We start from the raw sequence: 21,189 nt of genomic DNA, 5'->3' as shown, positions 1-21,189 counted from the left end.
GTTTTCCAGTTGTTTCTTTTGGTTCTGCTGTTGGTGTTACTGGAGTTACTGTTGGAGTATAAGTAGCTGTTGCTGGTGTTCCATTCTTATCTTTAACTTCAACAGTTGCTGGATCTGGTGTACCAACAAAGTCTTTGTTTGGTTTAAATGTTACAACACCTGTTAATGGATCGATTACGTATTTACCAACTTCTTTTCCATCTTTTGTTGCTGGAATTTCTTTGTCATCAACTGGTTGTCCATTTACTACAAATTTAGCTGGTTGCTGCTCGTTAATAGTAATTGGAGCTGTTTCATCACCTTGTGTAAAGACAGGTTTACCTGTTTGTTCTTGACCTTGTTTACCTTCAGATGTAACTGGTGCTCCTGTCGGTGTTACTGGTGTTACTTCTGGAGTATATTTACCTTTTGAAGTAACTGGAACTTTATTTCCTTCTGAATCAGTTGCTGTTACTGATACTTGTACATTAACACCTTTAGCTTTTCCTGTAAATGTTGGAAGTGGTTCAAATGTTACTACACCTGTTGTTGGATCAATTGTGTATGTTCCTTCTCCATCAACTACCACTTTACCTTCAGCATTAGCTCCTTCTAATGAGTAGGCAGCTGTTGTCCAGTCAACATTTGTGCCATCTAGTGTATTATCTGTATTATTTAATTCAGAGAAACGATCTTTTCCTGATTTAGAGGTTTGAGTTTGTCCTTGTTTTCCTGTAGTTTCATCTGCAGATGGTGCAATTCCGTATACAGTTGGTGTATATGCATTTTCTACCGCTACTGTTACTGGATTTCCTGATTCATCATTAAATGTTACATCAGCTGCTACTGTTACTGGATTTGCAGTTCCTACAAATCCTTCTACTGGAGTGAACGTTACTTCACCTGTCGTTGGATCTACAGTATAAGTTCCTTCTTCAGTTGTTAAAGATTCAACTTTAGCTCCTGTTTTTGGATCTACTAGTTTGTAATTTGATACTGTAGTTCCTTCTTTTCCATCATTGAAATTGTCGGCCATTGAGTCAGTTTGTTTTTGACCTTGAGCACCTGATGATTTCTCTGGTTCTGTTACTACGATGTAGTATGTTGTTTCTGTAACCGCATCATCAGTCAAAGCTCCAGAATCAGTTCCACCTACTGTAGGTGTAGTAACAACACCATTTGAGTCTACTCCTGAAACTGTTACTTTGTAACGTCCAAGTTTATTAAGAGTATATGCTGTTGCATTTGCTAGATTAGTTTGAGCTGCATTAATCAAAGCAGTGCGAGCCAATTCAACAGCTTTCTCAGCCGCCAATGCGTCTGCACGAGATGTAGTTACTTTTGTATCAAGAGTTGCAACACTTCCTTTAGAAGCGGCAATTTCTGCTTCAGTGGCTGCTTTAAGCTCATTTGCTTTATCAAGTGCATCTTGAGCCATTTTTTCAGCTGTCGGTGAAATTGAACGAAGCTTTAGATTATCCAATGCCAATTGAGCATCTTCTGCAATTCTAGTAAGGCGATCTAAACGTTCTTGCAAGTTTGCTAATGTATTTTGAGCTTCTTGATTATCTTTCACCGCTTGAGCAGCAATATTCGTTTTTTCAGCTGCAGAACGTTGCGCAGCAATGTAAGCAGCCTCTTCTGCTTTTGCAGCATCAAATACTGTTTGTGCTCCATCTGGGTCAGTTACTGTAACTTTTGTTTGGATAATATCTGAATTCTCAGCATTAGATTTATCATCGATTGCATCGGTAAATTTAACATTTGCCTTTGGTGAAGCAATTAAGTTAACTGTTGTTCCTTTATTTTCAGAATAACTTGTTGATGTTGAGTTTGGTTTAGCATTCTGAATAGAAGCTAAATCAGTGCCTACTGCTTCACGATAAGCTACATAACCACTAAATCCTGAATTAGTTGAAATTTTCCAACCAGCATTTGATTCTGTCGCAGTCACTTTAGAACCATCAGAAGCTGTCCATTGATTAGATACTGAATCGTAACTTACTTTAATTGTTCTACCTTGAGTAGAAGAAGTTTGGTCATTCGGTAATAGTGTCTCCGTGCGGAAAACATCTCCTACTTCTTTCACTTCACCTTTAGCACGAATTTCTGCTACTCTATCAACAAGATTCGCAGCTGTAGAGCTAGCACTCCATTTACGAGTAAATTCGTAAACAAAGAGCTTAACGTCACCATTCGCTTGAGCCTCAGTATAAATACGACGTTCAGTTAAAGTGGAAGTTCCATCACCGTTATCAACCAAGTGATATGCATCTTCATTTGGAAGTGTGTATTTACCTGTCGCACGGTTAAATGTTGCTACATATTCTTTTTGATTGTGATCTTTAACAGTTACTGTATCACGTTGAAGATATGCTTGAACTTTATCAGTAGTTGCTTTCGCAGTAATACTATCGACGCCAACATATTTCGTCGATTCTGCTTCAACTGCTAAGTTGATAGTCGTATCACCTGAAGTAGATACTGCTGCCAAAGTCGCACCCTCTTCTACAGCCGTATTAGTTGTACCTGCTGCAACAACCCAGTTTCCAGCTTTAACAACTAACTTAGTTACTTTTCCGTCTGGCGTTGTGATTTCAGCTTTATTAGCACCTTTAGAAATTGTTACAGGAACGTTAGTTGCATAAGCCTCGACGTTTTTCACTGTAATCTTAGGTGCAACCGCAACTGTAAGGTTTTCATGAGCTTCTTGACCGTTCATGTCCCATGCATTTGCAGAGTTGTAGTCTTTTGCCAAAGCAGCAACAGTAAAGATTCCAGCTTCTGTTGGTGTCCCTGTAATTAAACCTGTCTCTGGAGCATATGTCAATCCTGGAATAGTATCATCAAGAGATACTGGTTTCTCACCATTTTTACCAAGTGTTTTACCATTTAATGTTGTATAAGCAGTAACTGTTTGAGGGTTGGACATAGATCTCACTTTAGTTCCATCAGCTGCCACAAATTCTGCTGGTTTTCTACTTGATGCTGGTGACGTTTTAGATCCTGCTACAAACTTAGAACCATCTTCACGTTGATAGTTAGCTCGCGTATCCCTATTTACACCATCATTATCAACATATTCCAAATTATGACTAACTTGATCTCCAACAGTTACCATTGTTGATTTTCCCTGAATTCTAGGTGCTGTTGAATCTTGCCAACCAATCCAACCAGCTTGTAGGTCACGGAAGTACACTTTTTGCTCAGTACCGTCTTTTGCAACAGTTAATTCATAACGGAAGTCATAAACACCATTTTGAATATTTGCTCCGATGTAACCTTCTACAGTATCCGAATTTGCGTTATAACCTAAACCTGGCGGTAAGTTCATTGGAGTGACTTTCTTGATAGTATATCCTGCTGCTTTAGCTGCATCACTCAACTCGAAACGTTTAGTTACATCTTTAAGATAAACATAATGGTTACCTTGTTCATAAGTGTAGCCATAGATTTCTGTCGCTAAGTACTCATAAGCTCCACCTGATCCATATGAATTAGTATTATTATTTTGACCACTTGCACGGAGTTTATTATTCCACATCGCTGCTTCACGCCCAAGTTTTTGAGCTTCTGTTTTTGATAAAGGAAGGTCAGTACGTGCACCAGTCCCAGGTTGTGGATTGTTTCTAGCTACTGTTTCTGTGTTTTCAGATTGGAATCCTTTAACATAGATACGATACGTATCATTGTTATCCAATGTTTTATATGTTTTACCAGTAGCTGTTGCAAACTCACCGTTTTCTTTTCTAAGTTCTGTAGAAGCTAAGGTATAGCCTTCACTAGCCGAACGTAAGTGTGAACCTTGGACTAGTTCTTTGCCATTACGTTCATCTTTAGAACCAGTGTTTTCAATTGCGTTTGACTCAGATTTTTTCTCAGTATTTCCCGCTCTCTTCCCTACAGTTTCTTTACCATTTGTAGTATCAACTGCTGGAGTTTCTTTTTTCTCAACTGGTTTGTTTTGTAGTTTTGAGTTTACAGTTGTTACAAGTTTGTTGTAAGCAGCTTTTAACTCATCTTGACTAGTAGCACTTGAAAGAGCTGCTTTTGCCGCTTCCAAATCTGCATTCAAAAGAGCCAAACTTTCGTCTGTCTTGTTTGCATATTTACCTGCAGCTATATTTCCTGCTACCTGGTTAACATAAGCTTCTAATTGAGCCTTATCCAATTTAGGAGCTACTACTTCTTTCGGAGCTTCCTCTGGTTTAGCTTTCTCTGCTTTAACCTCTGGTTTAGCTTCCTCTACTTTAGTTTCTGGCTTAACGGCTTCCTTCTCTTTATTAGAATCCGCTTGATTTGCTGGGGCAGTAGTTGCCGCTACTGATGCTTCTGCACCTTGAACTTCCGTTGCTGATACCACACCATTTCCAAGGAACATCAAACCAGCTGCAATTGCTACTGATGCTGCTCCAAAGCTATATTTCCGGATACCATAACGGATGTACTTTTCTACTCTAAAATCTTGTTGTTGCTTGCCTTTCATTTAGACCCACAACCTCCTTTTTTATTTTTATGTCGATTTACAAGTTATTGATATCGAAAACTCACAGGTAACCTCAGATGAAACAAAAGATGTTAGAAGTGAAGCTTGATATCATAAAATTGTCTACAACATACAACTTTATGATATCATATTTTCTAGTCTGTAGCAAATAAAATGACTTATTTTTTTATTCTAAATTTAAAATAAATATTTTCCAAAAATACAACAATTTTCAGATTTTTTTACTTGTAAAATAATATGTAGCAAGCTGTTACAGGTCTCATACTCTATTTTTGTTAAATTAGTATATTGATTCGATTTAACCTTACATGTATATTTTATTTCCTTTTTTACAAACTTCCTTCTAATACAGAGTACAATTTACTTGTTTCATTAATTCACTCTCCAGCTCATTAGCTTTATTTTAAATCCCAGTCAATTAAAAGCTCTAGCTAGTTCATAACTCTAAAAATAGCTATCTCTATTTTAGACAGAATGAAGTAGATAGCAAGTAACCTTCTATAAAGAAAAACTTTCTGTCTACTTTATTCCCCCTAACTGTGCTATACTTAATTTAGTACATTCTTTGAGATTGGAGCTAGTATGAAAATCCATAAAACTGTGAATCCTGTTGCCTATGAAAACACCTATTACCTGGAAGGTGAAAAGAACCTCATCGTTGTTGATCCTGGTAGCCATTGGGAAGCCATTCGTCAGACAATAGAGAACATCAACAAACCGATCTGTGCTATTCTCTTGACCCACGCCCATTATGACCATATCATGAGTCTGGACTTGGTTCGCGAGACTTTTGGCAATCCTCCTGTCTATATCGCACAGAGCGAAGCCAGCTGGCTCTATACTCCCGTCGATAATCTCTCTGGGCTTCCTCGCCACGATGATATGGCAGATGTGGTCGCAAAACCTGCAGAGCACACCTTTGTCTTTCATGAAGAATACCAACTAGAGGAATTTCGTTTCACTGTCTTGCCAACACCAGGTCACTCTATCGGTGGTGTTTCTATCGTCTTTCCTGATGCTCACCTAGTCTTAACAGGGGATGCTCTTTTCCGAGAAACAATCGGACGGACCGACCTTCCGACTGGTAGCATGGAGCAACTCCTTCATAGTATCCAGACCCAACTCTTCACTCTACCAAACTATGATGTCTATCCAGGGCATGGTCCAGCTACTACTATTGCCCACGAAAAGACTTTCAATCCCTTTTTCTAGCAAGCAAAAAACCAAGGAATTTTTTATCCTTGGTTTTTGTGTACTGCTATTTTGTGACTTTAGAATCTAGCCTAGTTTTAAATTTCATCAAATACTAGTTGACTGGGGCAAATTCTTTCCATTCAAATTTAGCTAAATCAAGTTCATTAGAAGAAATCCCTAAGATTTGCTCTGGCTTTTGATCACTACCAATTTGAAAGATTCCTTCTTTAATCTTCTGCACTCCATCTTTATTAAAAGCATACAGACTTAAGTTCATTTCTGGTCGTGTTGACTGCCAGTCTGCATATCTGACTTGACCGTTTTCATAAATAACTAAACTGGAACGAAAACCACCTGCAGAAGCTACATAAGCTGTATGAAGCAACTTGGGTTGTTTATTCTCTAAATAGTAAATGGCTGAAACAAATTTTTCATCTCCAATAAGTAACTCGTCTTGACCATCCTTATTCAAATCAGCAATAACATATTTCCAATCTGGTGCATTTTTATAATCCATTCGAGAGAAAATCAAACCATATTCATCTGAAGCAATCTTGTGTTGTTTATTTTCCTCGTACAAATCTTCTCTATTACCTTGCTTTAAAAGGTCTGTATAATGATTGTACCGCTCTATTACTTCCTTGTACAAATCTTTTCCTGTTTCGCTTTTCGTTTCCATTGTTGTTGGTGGCGTTGCCATTGAAGAACTTGTACTAGTTTGGCTCTCTGACTTCGTAGAGCTTTCCTTCTGTTCCTCTTTGGTAGAAGATGATTGTGTTGCCGAAGGTTCTATTTTTTCATCTTTTTTGTTTGCACCACAAGATGCTAAAACAAAAACAGTAAGAATAGCTGAAAATATCATTAAAAATTTCTTCATATTAACCTCTCTAACCCATCCTATACAGATTTACGGATTTTAGTATTAGATTCGATTCATTACCAAATAATCACGCGCTCTTCTGGTGAACGCCACATGCCGTCTCCTTCTCTGACATCATAGGTTGTAAAGAAATCATCGAAGTTTGGTACTTGTACATTAACACGGAGTTTGGCTGGCGCGTGCACATCAACGCTAGCCAAAAGTTTCATAAATTCTGGACGACCTTTCATGCGCCAGATGCGACCGAAATTGTAGAAGAATTCTTCTGCTGAGAAGTCTGCTTCTCTCTTAGCTGCTTCAAGCGCTGCAGCGATTCCTCCCAAGTCAGCCACGTTTTCTGACACAGTCAATTTACCATTGATGGTTGCTCCATAAGAATCCTGTCCATCAAATTGGTCAATGACTTTTTGTGTTTTCTCCTTGAAGGCAGCATAGTCGCTCTCTGTCCACCAATCCTTGAGGCTACCATTTTCATCAAAGGAAGCTCCGTTGGTATCAAATGCGTGGGAAATTTCATGGGCAATAACTGCCCCAATACCACCGTAGTTAGCAGAAGATGACTGATGCAAGTCATAGAAAGGTGCTTGCAAAATGGCCGCTGGGAAGACAATTAGGTTCTTCTGTGGATTGTAGTAAGCATTGACCATATGAGCAGGCATACCCCATTCCTTGTAGTCTACAGGCTGGTTCCACTTGCTCCAACTGTGCTTGATTTCCACACGCGCAAAGGCTAGAGCATTGTCAAAAAGACTAGCAGTCTCATCCACTACCTTGTCCTTGTAGCGTTCTGGTAATTCTTCTGGGTAACCGATATAAGGCTTGATGACATTGAGTTTGACGATGGCCTTGTCACGAGTTTCAGGAGTCAACCAGTCATTTTTAGCCAAGCGTTCCTTATAGACATCAATCATGGTTGCCACTTTTTTCTCTACGTCTGCCTTAGCCTCTGGAGAGAATTTTTCATGTGCATACCAAAGACCCAAGGCTTGTTTGAAAGGACCTTGTGCTAGCTGGTAGGCTGCCTTGACCTTGTCTTTGGCTTCTGGAACTCCTGAAAGCGCACGGCTATAGGCACCTGACAAGACACGAATTTCTTCTGTTAAATAGCTGGTTGAGAGATTCACAACACTTAAAATTAAGGTTGCCTTGAGGAGAGGCCAAGCTTCTTCACTATAGAATTGGTCTGCTGCTTTCCAGAAACGTTCCTCGTCTACAATAACCTTGTCTGGCACTTGTCCAAGAACCGCTTGGAAGAAGTCATCCAGAGGTAAGGCAGGCGCGAATTTCTTGAAATCTTCATATGAATATGGATGGTAGAGTTTAGCATACTCTGAACTTTCTTCATTAGAGAGCACCACTGCTGCAACTCGGCGATCCAATTCTAGTCTTTTCTCTAGCAAGTCTTCAATTTCTTCATCAGAGAAATCATAAGCCTTGAGAAGATTTGCGCTACTTTCTTTCCAAAGAGTCAAGAGCTCTTCTCGCTGAGGATGATCTTCAGCATAGTAGGTCGTGTCTGGCAGGATTGTGCTTGGAGCGCTAGCCCATAGAACATTGATTCTAGCATCCATAAAGTCTGGCGATACACCAAAAGGAAGGAAGTTAGGTTTTCCTGCAAGTTCAAACTCTGCTAGTCTAGCTGTAAAATCCGCAAAAGTCTCTAATTCTTGGAATTCTTTAAGGAGTGGTAAGACAGGTGTGATACCGTCAGCTTCTCTCTTGTCAAAATCACGAACTAGGCGGTGGTATTTGACAAAGTTTACCAAGATAGCATCCTCAGGCACCTCTTCACCTGCCAACCACTTGTCTGTTGTCGCAAGCATCAAGTCTTCAATTTCCTGGTCTAAATCAACAAAACCTCCTGTTTGAGACTTATCTGCTGGGATGTCAGCTATCTTCTGCCATTCTCCATTGATTGCATCATAAAAATCATCTTGATAACGTGTCATCTTGTTCTCGCTTTCATTTGTACTTGTTTTTAGCTTAACAAAAATTGCTGGGGAATGCAATTAAAAATGAACTTTCCTTTTCCATCATTTTTCAGTTATTATTTTAATTTTTTCAAAAATTAACTTGACTTAATTTTTTTTTTAATGTATATTAAGAGACAGGAGGAATACAAGATTATGATACGTATCGAAAACCTCAGTGTCTCCTACAAAGAAACGTTGGCACTTAAGGATATTTCACTAGTGCTCCAAGGACCAACAATTACCGGTATCATTGGTCCAAACGGTGCTGGGAAATCAACATTATTAAAAGGTATGCTGGGAATTATCCCACATCAAGGTCAGGCATTTCTCGATGACAAGGAAGTTAAAAAATCCTTACACCGAATCGCCTATGTCGAACAAAAAATCAATATCGACTACAACTTTCCCATCAAGGTCAAGGAATGTGTCTCGTTAGGACTCTTTCCCTCTATCCCTCTCTTTCGAAGTTTAAAGGCTAAACATTGGAAGAAAGTGCAAGAAGCCCTTGAAATCGTCGGTCTAGCTGACTATGCTGAACGGCAAATCAGTCAACTGTCTGGAGGTCAATTCCAGCGGGTCTTGATTGCCAGATGTTTGGTACAGGAAGCCGACTATATCCTCTTGGATGAACCCTTTGTTGGGATTGACTCTGTCAGTGAGGAAATCATCATGAATACGCTGAGAGATTTGAAAAAAGCTGGAAAGACGGTTCTCATCGTCCACCACGACCTCAGCAAGGTTCCCCACTACTTCGATCAAGTCTTGCTTGTCAATCGAGAAGTGATTGCCTTTGGTCCAACCAAAGAAACCTTTACCGAAGCCAATCTCAAAGAAGCTTACGGTAATCGACTCTTTTTCAATGGAGGTGACCTATGATTGCAGAATTTATAGATGGATTGCAAAAATTCCATTTCCTACAAAATGCCTTGATAACAGCCATTGTCGTCGGGGTCGTAGCTGGAGCTGTAGGATGTTTCATCATCCTACGCGGGATGTCACTCATGGGAGATGCCATTTCACATGCTGTCTTACCAGGTGTAGCCCTCTCCTTCATTTTGGGCGTTGACTTCTTTATCGGAGCCATTGTCTTTGGATTGCTAGCTGCCATCATCATTACCTACATCAAGGGGAACTCGATTATCAAAAGCGATACCGCCATCGGCATTACCTTTTCTTCTTTCTTAGCCCTCGGTATCATCTTGATTAGTGTCGCTAAAAGTTCAACTGACCTTTTCCATATCCTTTTTGGTAATATCCTGGCCGTCCAAGATACGGATATGTTTATTACTATGGGTGTTGGTGCAGCCATTCTCTTGTTAATCTGGATTTTCTTCAAGCAACTCTTGATAACTTCCTTTGATGAACTCTTGGCCAAAGCCATGGGAATGCCTGTCAATTTCTATCACTACCTTCTCATGGTACTCCTGACTCTCGTGTCTGTGACAGCCATGCAAAGTGTCGGAACTATCCTGATTGTAGCCATGCTGATTACCCCAGCTGCAACTGCTTATCTTTATGCTAATAGCCTGAAAAGCATGATTTTCCTTTCCTCAACCTTTGGAGCGATAGCTTCAGTTTTGGGACTCTTTATCGGTTATAGCTTTAACGTTGCGGCAGGCTCTAGTATCGTGCTCACAGCTGCTAGTTTCTTTCTCATTAGCTTCTTTATCGCTCCAAAACAACGATATTTGAAACTGAAAAATAAACATTTGTTAAAATAAGGGGCAAAACCCCAATAAATTGGAGGATCTAATGAAAAAATTAGGTACATTACTCGTTCTCTTTCTTTCCGTCATCGCTCTTGTAGCATGTGCAAGTGGAAAAAAAGATGCAGCTTCTGGTCAAAAACTAAAAGTTGTTGCTACAAACTCAATCATCGCTGATATTACTAAAAATATTGCTGGTGACAAGATTGATCTTCACAGTATCGTTCCTGTTGGCCAAGACCCACACGAATACGAACCACTCCCTGAAGACGTCAAGAAAACTTCTCAAGCTGATTTGATTTTCTATAACGGTATCAACCTTGAAACTGGTGGCAATGCTTGGTTTACAAAATTGGTAGAAAATGCTAAGAAAACTGAAAACAAAGACTACTTTGCAGTCAGCGAAGGCGTTGATGTTATCTACCTTGAAGGTCAAAACGAAAAAGGCAAAGAAGACCCACACGCTTGGCTTAACCTTGAAAACGGTATGATCTTTGCTAAAAATATCGCAAAACAATTGAGCGCTAAAGACCCTAGCAACAAGGAATTCTACGAAAAAAATCTCAAAGAATATACTGATAAGCTAGACAAACTTGACAAGGAAGCTAAAGAGAAATTTAACAACATTCCTGCTGAGAAAAAACTCATCGTAACCAGCGAAGGATGCTTCAAATACTTCTCTAAAGCCTACGGTGTCCCAAGTGCCTATATTTGGGAAATCAATACTGAAGAAGAAGGAACTCCTGACCAAATCAAGACCTTGGTTGAAAAACTTCGCCAAACAAAAACTCCTTCCCTCTTTGTAGAATCAAGTGTGGATGACCGTCCAATGAAGACTGTTTCACAAGACACAAACATCCCAATCTACGCACAAATCTTTACTGACTCTATCGCAGAACAAGGTAAAGAAGGCGACAGCTACTACAACATGATGAAATACAACCTTGACAAGATTGCTGAAGGATTGGCAAAATAATACTCTTCGAAAATCTCTTCAAACCACGTCAGCTTTATCTGCAACCTCAAAGCGGTGCTTTGAGCAACCTGCGGCTAGCTTCCTAGTTTGCTCTTTGATTTTCATTGAGTATAAGCCTCTGAAAAACGTCATTCTCACATGAGCTGGCGTTTTTTCTATGCCCATATTTCCGGTCAAATCATTGGAAAATTTCGACTGTTTCAGCTAAAATGGAAGAAAAAAGATTGGAGTATCCTATGGTAACTTTTCTCGGAAATCCTGTGAGCTTTACAGGTAAACAACTACAAGTCGGCGACAAGGCACTTGATTTTTCACTCACTACAACAGACCTTTCTAAAAAATCTCTGGCTGATTTTGATGGCAAGAAAAAAGTCTTGAGTGTCGTGCCTTCTATCGATACAGGCATTTGCTCAACTCAAACCCGTCGTTTTAATGAAGAACTGGCTGGACTGGATAATACGGTTGTCTTGACTGTTTCAATGGACCTACCATTTGCCCAAAAACGTTGGTGTGGTGCTGAAGGTATTGAAAATGCCATCATGCTCTCGGACTATTTCGACCAGTCCTTTGGACGTGATTATGCCCTCTTAATCAATGAGTGGCACCTATTGGCACGCGCAGTCTTTGTCCTCGATACTGACAATACTATTCGCTACGTTGAATACGTGGACAATATCAATTCTGAACCAAACTTCGAAGCCGCAATTGCAGCTGCTAAAGAACTAAATTAGAAGCCATTGTGGCAGATAGCTAGAGAAATCTAGCTTTTTTTGATATACTAGATAAAGATATTAGACAAGAGGAAACGAATGACCCCGAATAAAGAAGATTATCTAAAGTGTATTTATGAAATTGGCATAGATTTGCATAAGATTACCAACAAGGAAATTGCGGCTCGTATGCAAGTCTCTCCCCCTGCCGTAACTGAAATGATTAAACGGATGAAGAGCGAAAATCTCATCCTTAAGGACAAGGAATGTGGCTATCTACTGACTGACCTCGGGCTCAAACTGGTCTCTGAGCTCTATCGTAAGCACCGTTTGATTGAAGTTTTTCTAGTCCATCATTTAGACTATACGAGTGACCAAATTCACGAGGAAGCTGAGGTATTGGAACATACTGTCTCTGAGCTATTCGTGGAGAGACTAGAAAAATTGCTTGGATTCCCCAAGACCTGCCCTCACGGAGGAACTATTCCTGCCAAGGGAGAACTCCTGGTTGAAATCAATAACCTGCCACTAGCTGACATCAAGGAAGCTGGCGCCTACCGCCTGACTCGTGTGCACGATAGTTTTGACATTCTCAATTATTTGGATAAGCACTCACTTCACATCGGTGACTGTCTCCAAGTCCAGCAGTTTGATGGCTTCAGCAATACCTTCACTATACTCAGTAAAAACGAGGATTTACAAGTAAGTATGGACATTGCCAAACAACTCTATGTCGAAAAAATCAACTAATTTCTCAAGTACCCCAACCACCCCTGAAAATTTTATTTTCAGGGGTTTATTTCTATCATTTGATTTTACTTTCATTTAGTTGTATAATATTTGTTAAAAAAAAGAAAGATATCTTAATATATGAAAAAATCACTAAAAATTTTTGCGACATCCAAATGGTTTGACCTCTTCGGGGTTGCTTTGGTCGTTGGGATTGCGATTGCATCTGGTTACCTAAACTCTCGCCTCGATAAATTTGTAGACTGGGGACCATGGACAGCTCTTGTACCCTTTGGATTGATTTCCGTAACCAACGTTGGGATTTCCATGTTGTCCACTCGTTTCACGGGAAAATTAAGCAAATGGGGAAATTACTTTGGTATTGTTAATACCATTTTGTCCGGTGCTATTGATTATATCCTTGGAAATAAGGCAGCCATCATTACCTATCCCGTCACCTTCCTCATTTATACCTTTGCTATTAAGAAATGGGAAGCTTCGCAAGAAGGCAGACCCAACCAAATGAGCCAAAAACAAGTAAAATTGGCGGCCATCATCATTTCAATCATCGCCTTCCTCTTTGCCTTTGTGACCAACTATATCGGATATGGGGGCAAGATGAATCTCCTTGCCTACGTAACAACTATTGCCTTTGCATTGTCCCTCATTGCCAATGCTTTTAACGCATTGAAACTAACAACTCAGTGGGGCTTCTGGTTGATTTACAATTTCGTTCAGCTGACAAAAGCTGGTATTCAAGGAAACTTTGCCAATATCGGAAAATACATCTTTTATATCCTCAATGCAATCGGAGCTTTATTTGTCTGGAATGATGAAGAAGTAAGATAATAGAAGAAAACTTAAATAAAAAAACAAGTCGACTTAAGCGAATCTCCCTTCTGCTATTTTTATCATTTTACTTGTAACTCCCATTCTTTTGGAGTAGAATGAAGCTAGATAAAAGAGGGAGGTCATCTTATGAAAAATCTCTTTAGAATCCATTTTATAGCAATTGCAGTCATCGATTTGCTACTATTTGCATTTTTTAGCACTAGACCCGAGACAGCTTTCGACCGGCTCTTGCTCACTGGTTTTATTTTCATCCTTGCTCAGGGACTCCTGCTATTTCGCTTGCTTGTCCAACTCAAACATCAATTCACTGAGATTTATCCTCAAATCAATAAAAAGATTCGCTTCTACTATTTAGGGGTTCTCTCCATTGATTTTCTATTTTTTGTCCTTTTAGCCTTCGTTAGTTCTCATCGTTTTTCATCTCTTATGCCAATCATCACTGCTTGCCATTCTACTTTTTATTATAGGACAGCGGACTACCTAAGAAACAACTATCCAGACTTTTATGACAAACACATCTCTTTATGGGAGTGTCTCTAAGGAGAAGGAGGTTTTAGCATGAAAAAAATCATCTTCATCAAAAGCATTCAACTCCTTGTCATTGATGGAATCATGCTGGCATTTTTGACATTTAAAGGGGGGCTTACTTGGGACTGGATTTTGATTTATAGCGGTTGGGTCATTTTCTTTCATCCTGTGCTATTGACCTATCTTTCCAACCAACTTTGTGACCACTTTAGTAACCTCTATTCCCAGATTAGACCAAGATTCTGGCGTTTTACCTTACAAATCCTCCTATGGGATATCCTGATGATGCTCTCCTTGCTGTTTTTAAGTGATGTCCCACTTTTCCTTCAGGGAACTCTCCTAATCCTAGGTCATCTCATCCCTTCCTATCGCATAAGCCAAAGCCTGAAACAAGATTTCCCCAAGGCCTATCAGGAACAGATTTCATTTTGGAGTATTTTGTGATAGATAAGAAAAACCAAGCCGACTGGGCTTGGTCTTTCTTATCTATTTTTAGTATCAAGGATAATGGTAACTGGACCGTCATTGACCAGTTCAACCTGCATATCCGCTCCAAAGATGCCTGTCTGAACGGGTACTTCTTGCGCTAATTTTTTATTGAATGCATCATAGAAGTCTGATGCCATATCAGGCTTGGCTGCACCTGTAAAGGCTGGACGATTGCCTTTCTTAGTATCCGCAAAGAGGGTAAACTGAGAAATAGAGAGGATTTCTCCTTCAATATCTTTGACAGACAGGTTCATCTTGCCTTCTGCATCTGAAAAAATCCGCATGTTGACAAGTTTTCTCACAGCATAGTCCAAATCTTCCTCTTGGTCTTCTGGTCCAACACCAACCAGCAATAAGAGTCCCTGATTGATTTTTCCCTGAATCTGACCTTCGATACTCACTTGGGCTTTTGTAACCCGTTGGATAATGATTTTCATAATAGCCTTTCTAGTAAGAGCTCGGGCAATTAGCCGTTGGTCCGTTTGACAGAGTAAACTTCTGGTACACTCTTAATCTTGTCCACGACCGTGGTCAATGTAGAGAGGTTGGCAATGCCGAAAGACACATGGATATTAGCAAACTTCATATCCTTGGTTGGTTGAGCATTGACCGTTGAAATATTCTTGGTTGTGTTTGAAAGAACTTGCAGTACATCGTTCAACAGTCCTGTACGGTTGAGGCCATAAATATCGATATGAGCCATATACTCCTTATTTGAGCTAGAGTACTGGTCTTCCCACTCCACATCAAGGAGACGTTGCTCGTAGTTTTCTTGGGCACGCAGGTTCATACAATCCACACGGTGAATAGCTACACCACGACCCTTGGTAATATAACCAACAATATCGTCACCAGGAACAGGATTACAACACTTAGCAATCCGCACTAAGAGGCCTGATGCACCTTCAATGACCACACCACCCTCATGCTTTACCTTGAGGGTTTCTTTATTTTCAACCTTGATCTCGCCACCTTTGACAAGTTCTTCTGCTTCCGCCTTGGCCTTAGCACGTTCTTCCTCACGACGTTCCTTTTCAGTCAGACGGTTAAAGACAGTAATAGCTCCAATTTCTCCAAAACCAATAGCCGCAAAGAGGGATTCTTCTGTCTTGTAGCTAGTCTTTTGCAAAACTTGGTCCATGTGACGCTTGTCCATGAATTTATTAGCTACATAGCCGTTTTCTTGGAACTGAGCCATCAGCATTTCACGGCCCTTGTTGACAGATAATTCCTTGTCTTGGTTTTTAAAGAACTGACGAATCTTGTTACGCGCCTTGCTGGTCTTGACCATATTGAGCCAGTCACGGCTTGGCCCAAAGGAGTTAGGATTGGTGACAATTTCAACCTGATCCCCTGTCTTGAGCTTAGTTGTAAGTGGAACCATACGACCGTTGACCTTGGCACCAGTTGCTTTTTCCCCAACTTTTGTATGGATTTCATAGGCAAAGTCAATCGGTCCTGAATCTTTTGGAAGGGAACGGACAGCTCCATCTGGGGTAAAGACGTAAATCTCCTCAGCCAGATAGTTTTCCTTAACAGAATCCACAAATTCCTTAGCATCATCAGCCTGATCTTGGAGCTCCATCATCTCCTTGATCCAGTTCATCCCAATAGCAGATTCCTTGCTGTTAACCTGCCCCATAATGCCTTTCTTATAAGCCCAGTGAGCCGCAACCCCGTACTCAGCGACCTCGTGCATTTCCTTGGTCCGAATCTGGAATTCGATTGGCCCTTTTGGTCCATAAACAGTCGTATGGATAGACTGATAACCATTGGCCTTGCGGTTAGCGATATAATCTTTAAAGCGACCAGGCATAGGTTTCCAAAGCTCATGCACGTAACCAAGCATGGCATAAACATCACTTTGGGTATCCAAAATACAACGAATGGCAATCAGGTCATAGATTTCCTCAAACCGTTTTCTCTTGTCCTGCATTTTGCGGAAAATCGAGTAAATATGCTTGGGACGACCGTAAATCTTCCCTTTCAAGTGACGATCCGTCGTATATTCCTCTAATTTTGTAACTACCTCATCCACCAAGGCTTCACGCTCTCTGCGTTTTTCCTTCATCATATGGGTAATCTTGTAAAACTCCGTTGGATTAAGATAACGGAAAGATAGGTCTTCCAATTCCCATTTAACGCTAGAAATCCCCAGACGGTGGGCAAGCGGCGCATAGATTTCCATAGTTTCTTTGGAAATACGCTCCTGCTTGTCTTTTCGAAGATGTTTCAGGGTCCGCATATTGTGTAAGCGGTCAGACAGTTTGACCAAGATAACGCGGATGTCCTCAGACATGGCCATGAGCATCTTGCGATGATTTTCAGCCAACTGCTCCTCGATCGATTTGTACTCTACCTTACCGAGCTTGGTAACCCCATCTACGATTACCCGCACATCAGGACCAAACTCTCTTTCCAAATCATCCAGAGTCGCTTCTGTATCTTCTACCACGTCATGCAAGAAACCACAAGCTACCGTTACAGCATCCAGCTTGAGCTTAGCTAAAATACCTGCCACTTGGATAGGGTGAATAATATAAGGCTCACCTGATTTGCGATATTGACCACTATGGCATTCCACCGCGTAGACCAAGGCCTTATGGACAAAATGGACATCCTCTTCCGTTAAATATTCTTTGGTTAAAGCGACAACTTCTTCGCCTGTTAAATTCACTTCTTTCGGCATCTCTACTCTCCAATTCTTCCTACCATTTTATCACTTTTTTAAGAATATGAAAACTAGAAAATTCCCTCTCAATCAATCCACATCTCAAAAAACACTGCCAGATTTCTCTAGCAGTGTTTTAAGTTTCTTTTATCTTAGTAAACCGTTCTTTCAGTTTCTACATCGAAGAAGTGTGCTTTGTTCAAGTCAAATCCAAGTTCAACTGTTGCACCTGTTTGCAAGTAGTCACGAGCATCAACTTTGGCAACAAATTCATCTTTACCAACTTGGCAGTAAAGGTGAGATTCTGAACCAAGCAATTCTGATACTGAGATAGTAGCTTTGACAACTGATTCTGGGAATGTTTCAAGGAAAGCAGGTTCTGCATTCACGTCTTCTGGACGGATACCGAAGATTAATTCTTTACCTTCGTAGCCTTTTTCACGAAGAACTTTCAAAGCACCTTCTGGAACTTTCAAACGGAAACCGTCAGAAACAATTTCGCTACCAACCAATTTCACATTGATGAAGTTCATAGCTGGGCTTCCGATGAAGCCTGCTACGAATTTATTAACTGGGTTTTTGTAAACTTCTTGAGGAGTACCGATTTGTTCTACACGTCCGATAGTACCTGTACCAGCAGGGTTCTTAGTTGCTGACATGATAACGATACGGTCTGCCAGTGTCATCGCTTCTGTTTGGTCGTGAGTTACGTAGATAGTTGTAGCTCCGATACGACGGTGGATTTTCGCAATTTCAGCACGCATTGATACACGAAGTTTGGCATCCAAGTTTGACAAAGGTTCGTCCATCAAGAACACTTTTGCATCACGGACGATTGCACGACCCATGGCAACACGTTGACGTTGACCACCTGAAAGGTCAGCTGGTTTACGTTCCAAGAATTCTTTCAATCCAAGGATTTCAGCTGCTTCTTGCACACGTTTGTCGATGTCTTCTTTGCTGTATTTACGCAATTTCAAACCGAAAGCCATGTTGTCATAAACAGTCATGTGTGGGTAAAGAGCGTAGTTTTGGAATACCATGGCGATGTCACGGTCTTTTGGAGCGACGTCGTTGACAACCACGCCATCGATAGATGCAGTACCTTCTGTGATATCTTCAAGACCAGCAATCATACGAAGAGTTGTTGATTTACCACATCCTGAAGGACCTACGAAAACGATAAATTCTTTGTCTTTAATGTCCAAGTTGAAGTCTTCAACTGAATAGTGTTCGCTATTTGGATATTTTTTGTAAATATTTTTAAGATTCAATTCTACCATGAGGTGAACTCCTTTTGTCTTTTGATAGTTTTATTATAGATGAAAACGCTTTACTTTTCTATGGCAAGGTGACCAAAAAAATAAAAAAGTTCTGTGCAACTTGCACAAAACTTTAGAGAATATCTGGTAAAATCAATTGATAACACAGAGTAAGGTCGGTCAATTCCTTCAACTGAAGCCCTGTCAATTCTTCCCATTTATCAATCTTGTATTGAAGAGAATTACGGTGCAGATAGAGTTGCTGGGCTGTTTTTGTTAGAACAGCACTATTTTCCCAAAGAGAGAGAATGATTTCCTGAATCTGATCCTGCTCCAAAATCATCTGCTGCAAGCATTCCTTGATTGCTCTCAGGTTCACAAGTCTGTCCCCCATACTCCAAAGATAGAGTTGTGAAAAAGTGTGAACACCTTGGTGACCCTGACGCCACCAAGTCTTAAACAAATCCCGCTCCGCTTTAATCAAGTCTGATAGGGCTTGATGTCCTGTCTGAGACCAAATCTGGCCCAACATGATAGAGAGACGAAGTCCAAAGTCATACTCAACCGCTTCAATCGTATCACTTAAAATAGCTCGTACAGAGGTGTATTTGTCTTGTTGAAGTACGAAAACATAGTCCTGAGCTCCGACCTGTAGCACTGTCTGACAGTTCGGAAAAAGAGTCCTCATCATATCTAACCAAGAAGCCAGATTTTCCTGCTGAAAATAAGAAAGATGACAATAAACCAACTGAATTTTTTTAAAAGCTTGCGGTGCCTGACCCTTCCCCTCAATTATATAAGCGTACCAAGGATTGGATGAAGTTGCTTCTTCCTCTTGAGTCAAAAGGGAAATCAACTGCTTTTCACGCTCACTGAGCCCAGCTTCCTCCAGCAAAATCCACTGCTGAGAAGCTAAAGGGAAAGTGAGATAGCCCTCTTTCTCTACTGGTTGGTCTGAAATCTGAGCTTCAGGAAACCAGTCTTGTAGTTCTTTTGCCATCATGTCCTAGCCCTCCACTTTTTGGATGCACCACGAAATCAAGCTCTCAAGACGTTCCAGATTTTCAGTCATATGGAGATAGCCCATGACTGCTTCAAAACCTGTAGACATACGGTAAGTCACCACATCAGCATTTTTGGCCTTGGTGTGACTATTGGTATTGCGACCACGTTTGTAGATTTCTTCTTCTTTTTCCGTCAGGACCTGCTCCTCCAACATGAGGGAAATCAAACGAGCCTGAGCCTTGGCTGAAACATACTTGGTCGCTTCTTGATGGAGTTTATTGGGTTTCGTCATACCTTTTAAAATGAGGTGACGACGTATATACATAGAATACACCGCGTCCCCCTCAAAAGCTAACGCAATCCCGTTAATGAGATTGATATCAATCACGTGTCCACCTCACTCCATCTTTGGTGTCAAGGAGCTTAATCCCTTGAGCAGCCAATTGGTCACGAATTTGGTCTGCTGTCGCAAAGTCACGATTGGCACGCGCTTCTTGACGTTTTTGGATCAAGGCTTCAATCTCTGCATCCAAAACTTCCTCTACAAAGATAATACCAAAGACTTCCAACATATCTGCAAGAGCTTCCTTAACACTTGCATCATAGTTACCTGAGTTAATCCATTTGGCCATTTCAAAGACGACTGTGATTCCATTGGCAGCGTTGAAATCCTCATCCATAGCTGCTACAAACTTATCTTTAAAAGCTTGCAATTCTTGAGCCTCTACAGTTCCAGAAAATGGTTGTTCGTAAGTGTTTTTTAGATACTTGAGATTAGTCTCTGCATCCAGCACCGCCTTTTCTGTAAAATTGATAGGCTTGCGGTAATGTTGAGTCGCAAAGAAGAAACGAAGCACTTGGCCATCAAGAGTTTTAAGGGCATCGTGTACGGTGATAAAATTGCCCAAGGACTTAGACATCTTGACATTATCGATATTGACAAAGCCATTGTGCATCCAGTAGTTGGCAAAAATCTTACCTGTTTTGGCTTCTGACTGGGCAATTTCATTGGTATGATGAGGAAACTCTAGGTCAGCTCCACCACCGTGAATATCAATGGTGTCGCCCAAAATCTCTGTCGACATGACTGAACACTCGATGTGCCAGCCCGGACGACCAGGTCCCCAAGGACTGTCCCAAAAAATCTCGCCTGATTTGGCAGATTTCCAGAGGGCAAAGTCTACAGGATTTTCCTTACGACCTGTTTCTTCATCGGTACGACCTGAAGCACCCAGCTCCAAATCTTCCAAGGTTTTATTAGCCAATTTGGCATAGTTGTGAGATTTTTCCACACGGAAATAGACATCTCCTTGACTCTCGTAGGCAAAGCCTTTTTCAATCAAGTCTTCCACAAAGCGGATGATGTCAGCCATAAACTCCACCACACGAGGATGGCGGGTCGCAGGTTTGACGCCTAAGGCCGTCACATCCTCACGAAAGGCAGCGATGTACTTGTCCGCAACCTCCTGAGGCGTGATACCTTCTTCCTTGGCACGGTTGATAATCTTATCATCCACATCCGTGAAATTAGAAATATAGGCAACTTCGTACCCACGATACTCAAAGTAACGTCGAATCGTATCAAAAGCTACCGTCGAACGGGCATTCCCTACGTGGATATAGTTATACACGGTTGGCCCACAAACATACATCTTGACCTTGCCGTCCTCAATCGGGACAAATTCTCGCAAATCACGAGACATAGTGTCATAGATTTTAATCATAAAT

Annotated in this window: 18 protein-coding genes; 9 read left to right on the top strand and 9 right to left on the bottom strand. The window is 40.8% G+C overall.

The annotated features are described in order from the left end of the window. The coding region (locus CBI42_RS02575; RefSeq protein WP_142294082.1) for a YSIRK-type signal peptide-containing protein at positions 1-4,465 on the bottom strand (4,465 nt) is incomplete at its 3' end. A gap of 603 nt (positions 4,466-5,068) precedes the next feature. On the opposite strand from CBI42_RS02575, the gene CBI42_RS02570 reads away from it, so the two are divergent. Next, positions 5,069-5,698 (top strand): MBL fold metallo-hydrolase, encoded by a 630-nt coding sequence (locus CBI42_RS02570; RefSeq protein ID WP_094753188.1) that lies wholly within the window; start codon positions 5,069-5,071, stop codon positions 5,696-5,698. Between the two features lie 94 nt (positions 5,699-5,792). Here the strand turns inward: CBI42_RS02570 and CBI42_RS02565 are convergent, their stop codons facing one another. Together CBI42_RS02565 and pepO are read right to left on the bottom strand one after the other, a co-directional pair. After that, on the bottom strand, positions 5,793-6,557 hold the full coding sequence (locus tag CBI42_RS02565; protein WP_094753187.1) for a hypothetical protein: 765 nt from the start codon (positions 6,555-6,557) through the stop codon (positions 5,793-5,795). Between the two features lie 59 nt (positions 6,558-6,616). After that, entirely contained in the window at positions 6,617-8,509 is a 1,893-nt protein-coding gene (gene pepO, locus CBI42_RS02560) for an endopeptidase PepO (RefSeq protein ID WP_094753191.1), read from the bottom strand. A 177-nt stretch (positions 8,510-8,686) separates the two neighbouring features. Between pepO and CBI42_RS02555 the strand changes: the two genes are divergently transcribed. From CBI42_RS02555 to CBI42_RS02510, 8 genes are all read left to right on the top strand, one after another. After that, complete coding sequence (locus CBI42_RS02555; RefSeq protein WP_070842407.1) at positions 8,687-9,409, top strand: metal ABC transporter ATP-binding protein; 723 nt, start codon at positions 8,687-8,689, stop codon at positions 9,407-9,409. Continuing rightward, positions 9,406-10,254 carry a metal ABC transporter permease gene (locus tag CBI42_RS02550; protein ID WP_094753186.1) on the top strand — a complete coding sequence of 283 codons (849 nt, stop codon included), beginning with the start codon at positions 9,406-9,408 and terminating at the stop codon, positions 10,252-10,254. The genes CBI42_RS02555 and CBI42_RS02550 overlap by 4 nt, the downstream gene beginning before the upstream one ends. Positions 10,255-10,285: 31 nt before the next feature. Next, on the top strand, positions 10,286-11,215 hold the full coding sequence (gene psaA, locus CBI42_RS02545) for a metal ABC transporter substrate-binding lipoprotein/adhesin PsaA (protein WP_000733076.1): 930 nt from the start codon (positions 10,286-10,288) through the stop codon (positions 11,213-11,215). Positions 11,216-11,451: 236 nt separating this feature from the next. Further along, positions 11,452-11,946 carry a thiol peroxidase gene (tpx, locus tag CBI42_RS02535; RefSeq protein WP_020902427.1) on the top strand — a complete coding sequence of 165 codons (495 nt, stop codon included), beginning with the start codon at positions 11,452-11,454 and terminating at the stop codon, positions 11,944-11,946. A gap of 78 nt (positions 11,947-12,024) precedes the next feature. After that, the gene (locus CBI42_RS02530) at positions 12,025-12,675 is read left to right on the top strand and encodes a metal-dependent transcriptional regulator (protein WP_094753185.1); all 651 of its coding nucleotides are present in this window, start codon (positions 12,025-12,027) and stop codon (positions 12,673-12,675) included. A gap of 120 nt (positions 12,676-12,795) precedes the next feature. Next, entirely contained in the window at positions 12,796-13,503 is a 708-nt protein-coding gene (locus tag CBI42_RS02520; RefSeq protein ID WP_004263086.1) for a nicotinamide mononucleotide transporter, read from the top strand. Positions 13,504-13,632: 129 nt separating this feature from the next. Continuing rightward, positions 13,633-14,046 (top strand): hypothetical protein, encoded by a 414-nt coding sequence (locus CBI42_RS02515; RefSeq protein WP_094753184.1) that lies wholly within the window; start codon positions 13,633-13,635, stop codon positions 14,044-14,046. Positions 14,047-14,064: 18 nt separating this feature from the next. Further along, positions 14,065-14,478 (top strand): hypothetical protein, encoded by a 414-nt coding sequence (locus tag CBI42_RS02510; RefSeq protein ID WP_094753183.1) that lies wholly within the window; start codon positions 14,065-14,067, stop codon positions 14,476-14,478. Positions 14,479-14,516: 38 nt separating this feature from the next. Here the strand turns inward: CBI42_RS02510 and dtd are convergent, their stop codons facing one another. The 6 genes from dtd to cysS form a co-directional block, all read right to left on the bottom strand. Beyond that, positions 14,517-14,960, bottom strand: a complete 444-nt coding sequence (gene dtd, locus CBI42_RS02505; protein ID WP_094753182.1) for a D-aminoacyl-tRNA deacylase — start codon at positions 14,958-14,960, stop codon at positions 14,517-14,519. 29 nt (positions 14,961-14,989) lie between these two features. Then, positions 14,990-17,212, bottom strand: coding sequence for a RelA/SpoT family protein (locus tag CBI42_RS02500; protein WP_094753181.1), 2,223 nt, complete (start codon positions 17,210-17,212; stop codon positions 14,990-14,992). A gap of 134 nt (positions 17,213-17,346) precedes the next feature. Then, positions 17,347-18,477, bottom strand: coding sequence for an ABC transporter ATP-binding protein (locus CBI42_RS02495; protein ID WP_000229953.1), 1,131 nt, complete (start codon positions 18,475-18,477; stop codon positions 17,347-17,349). A gap of 112 nt (positions 18,478-18,589) precedes the next feature. Continuing rightward, a complete protein-coding gene (locus CBI42_RS02490; RefSeq protein ID WP_094753180.1) occupies positions 18,590-19,459 on the bottom strand; it encodes a helix-turn-helix domain-containing protein in 870 nt (289 codons plus the stop codon). Between the two features lie 3 nt (positions 19,460-19,462). Further along, positions 19,463-19,849 (bottom strand): Mini-ribonuclease 3, encoded by a 387-nt coding sequence (locus CBI42_RS02485; protein WP_094753179.1) that lies wholly within the window; start codon positions 19,847-19,849, stop codon positions 19,463-19,465. Beyond that, positions 19,842-21,185 (bottom strand): cysteine--tRNA ligase, encoded by a 1,344-nt coding sequence (gene cysS, locus CBI42_RS02480; RefSeq protein WP_094753178.1) that lies wholly within the window; start codon positions 21,183-21,185, stop codon positions 19,842-19,844. The genes CBI42_RS02485 and cysS overlap by 8 nt, the downstream gene beginning before the upstream one ends. Positions 21,186-21,189: the final 4 nt, after the last annotated feature.

The sequence above is a fragment of the Streptococcus sp. KR genome (assembly GCF_002238115.1).
Lineage (GTDB): Bacteria > Bacillota > Bacilli > Lactobacillales > Streptococcaceae > Streptococcus.
Note: the sequence above shows the minus strand (reverse complement) of the source record. Positions and strands in the feature narration are given on the sequence as shown.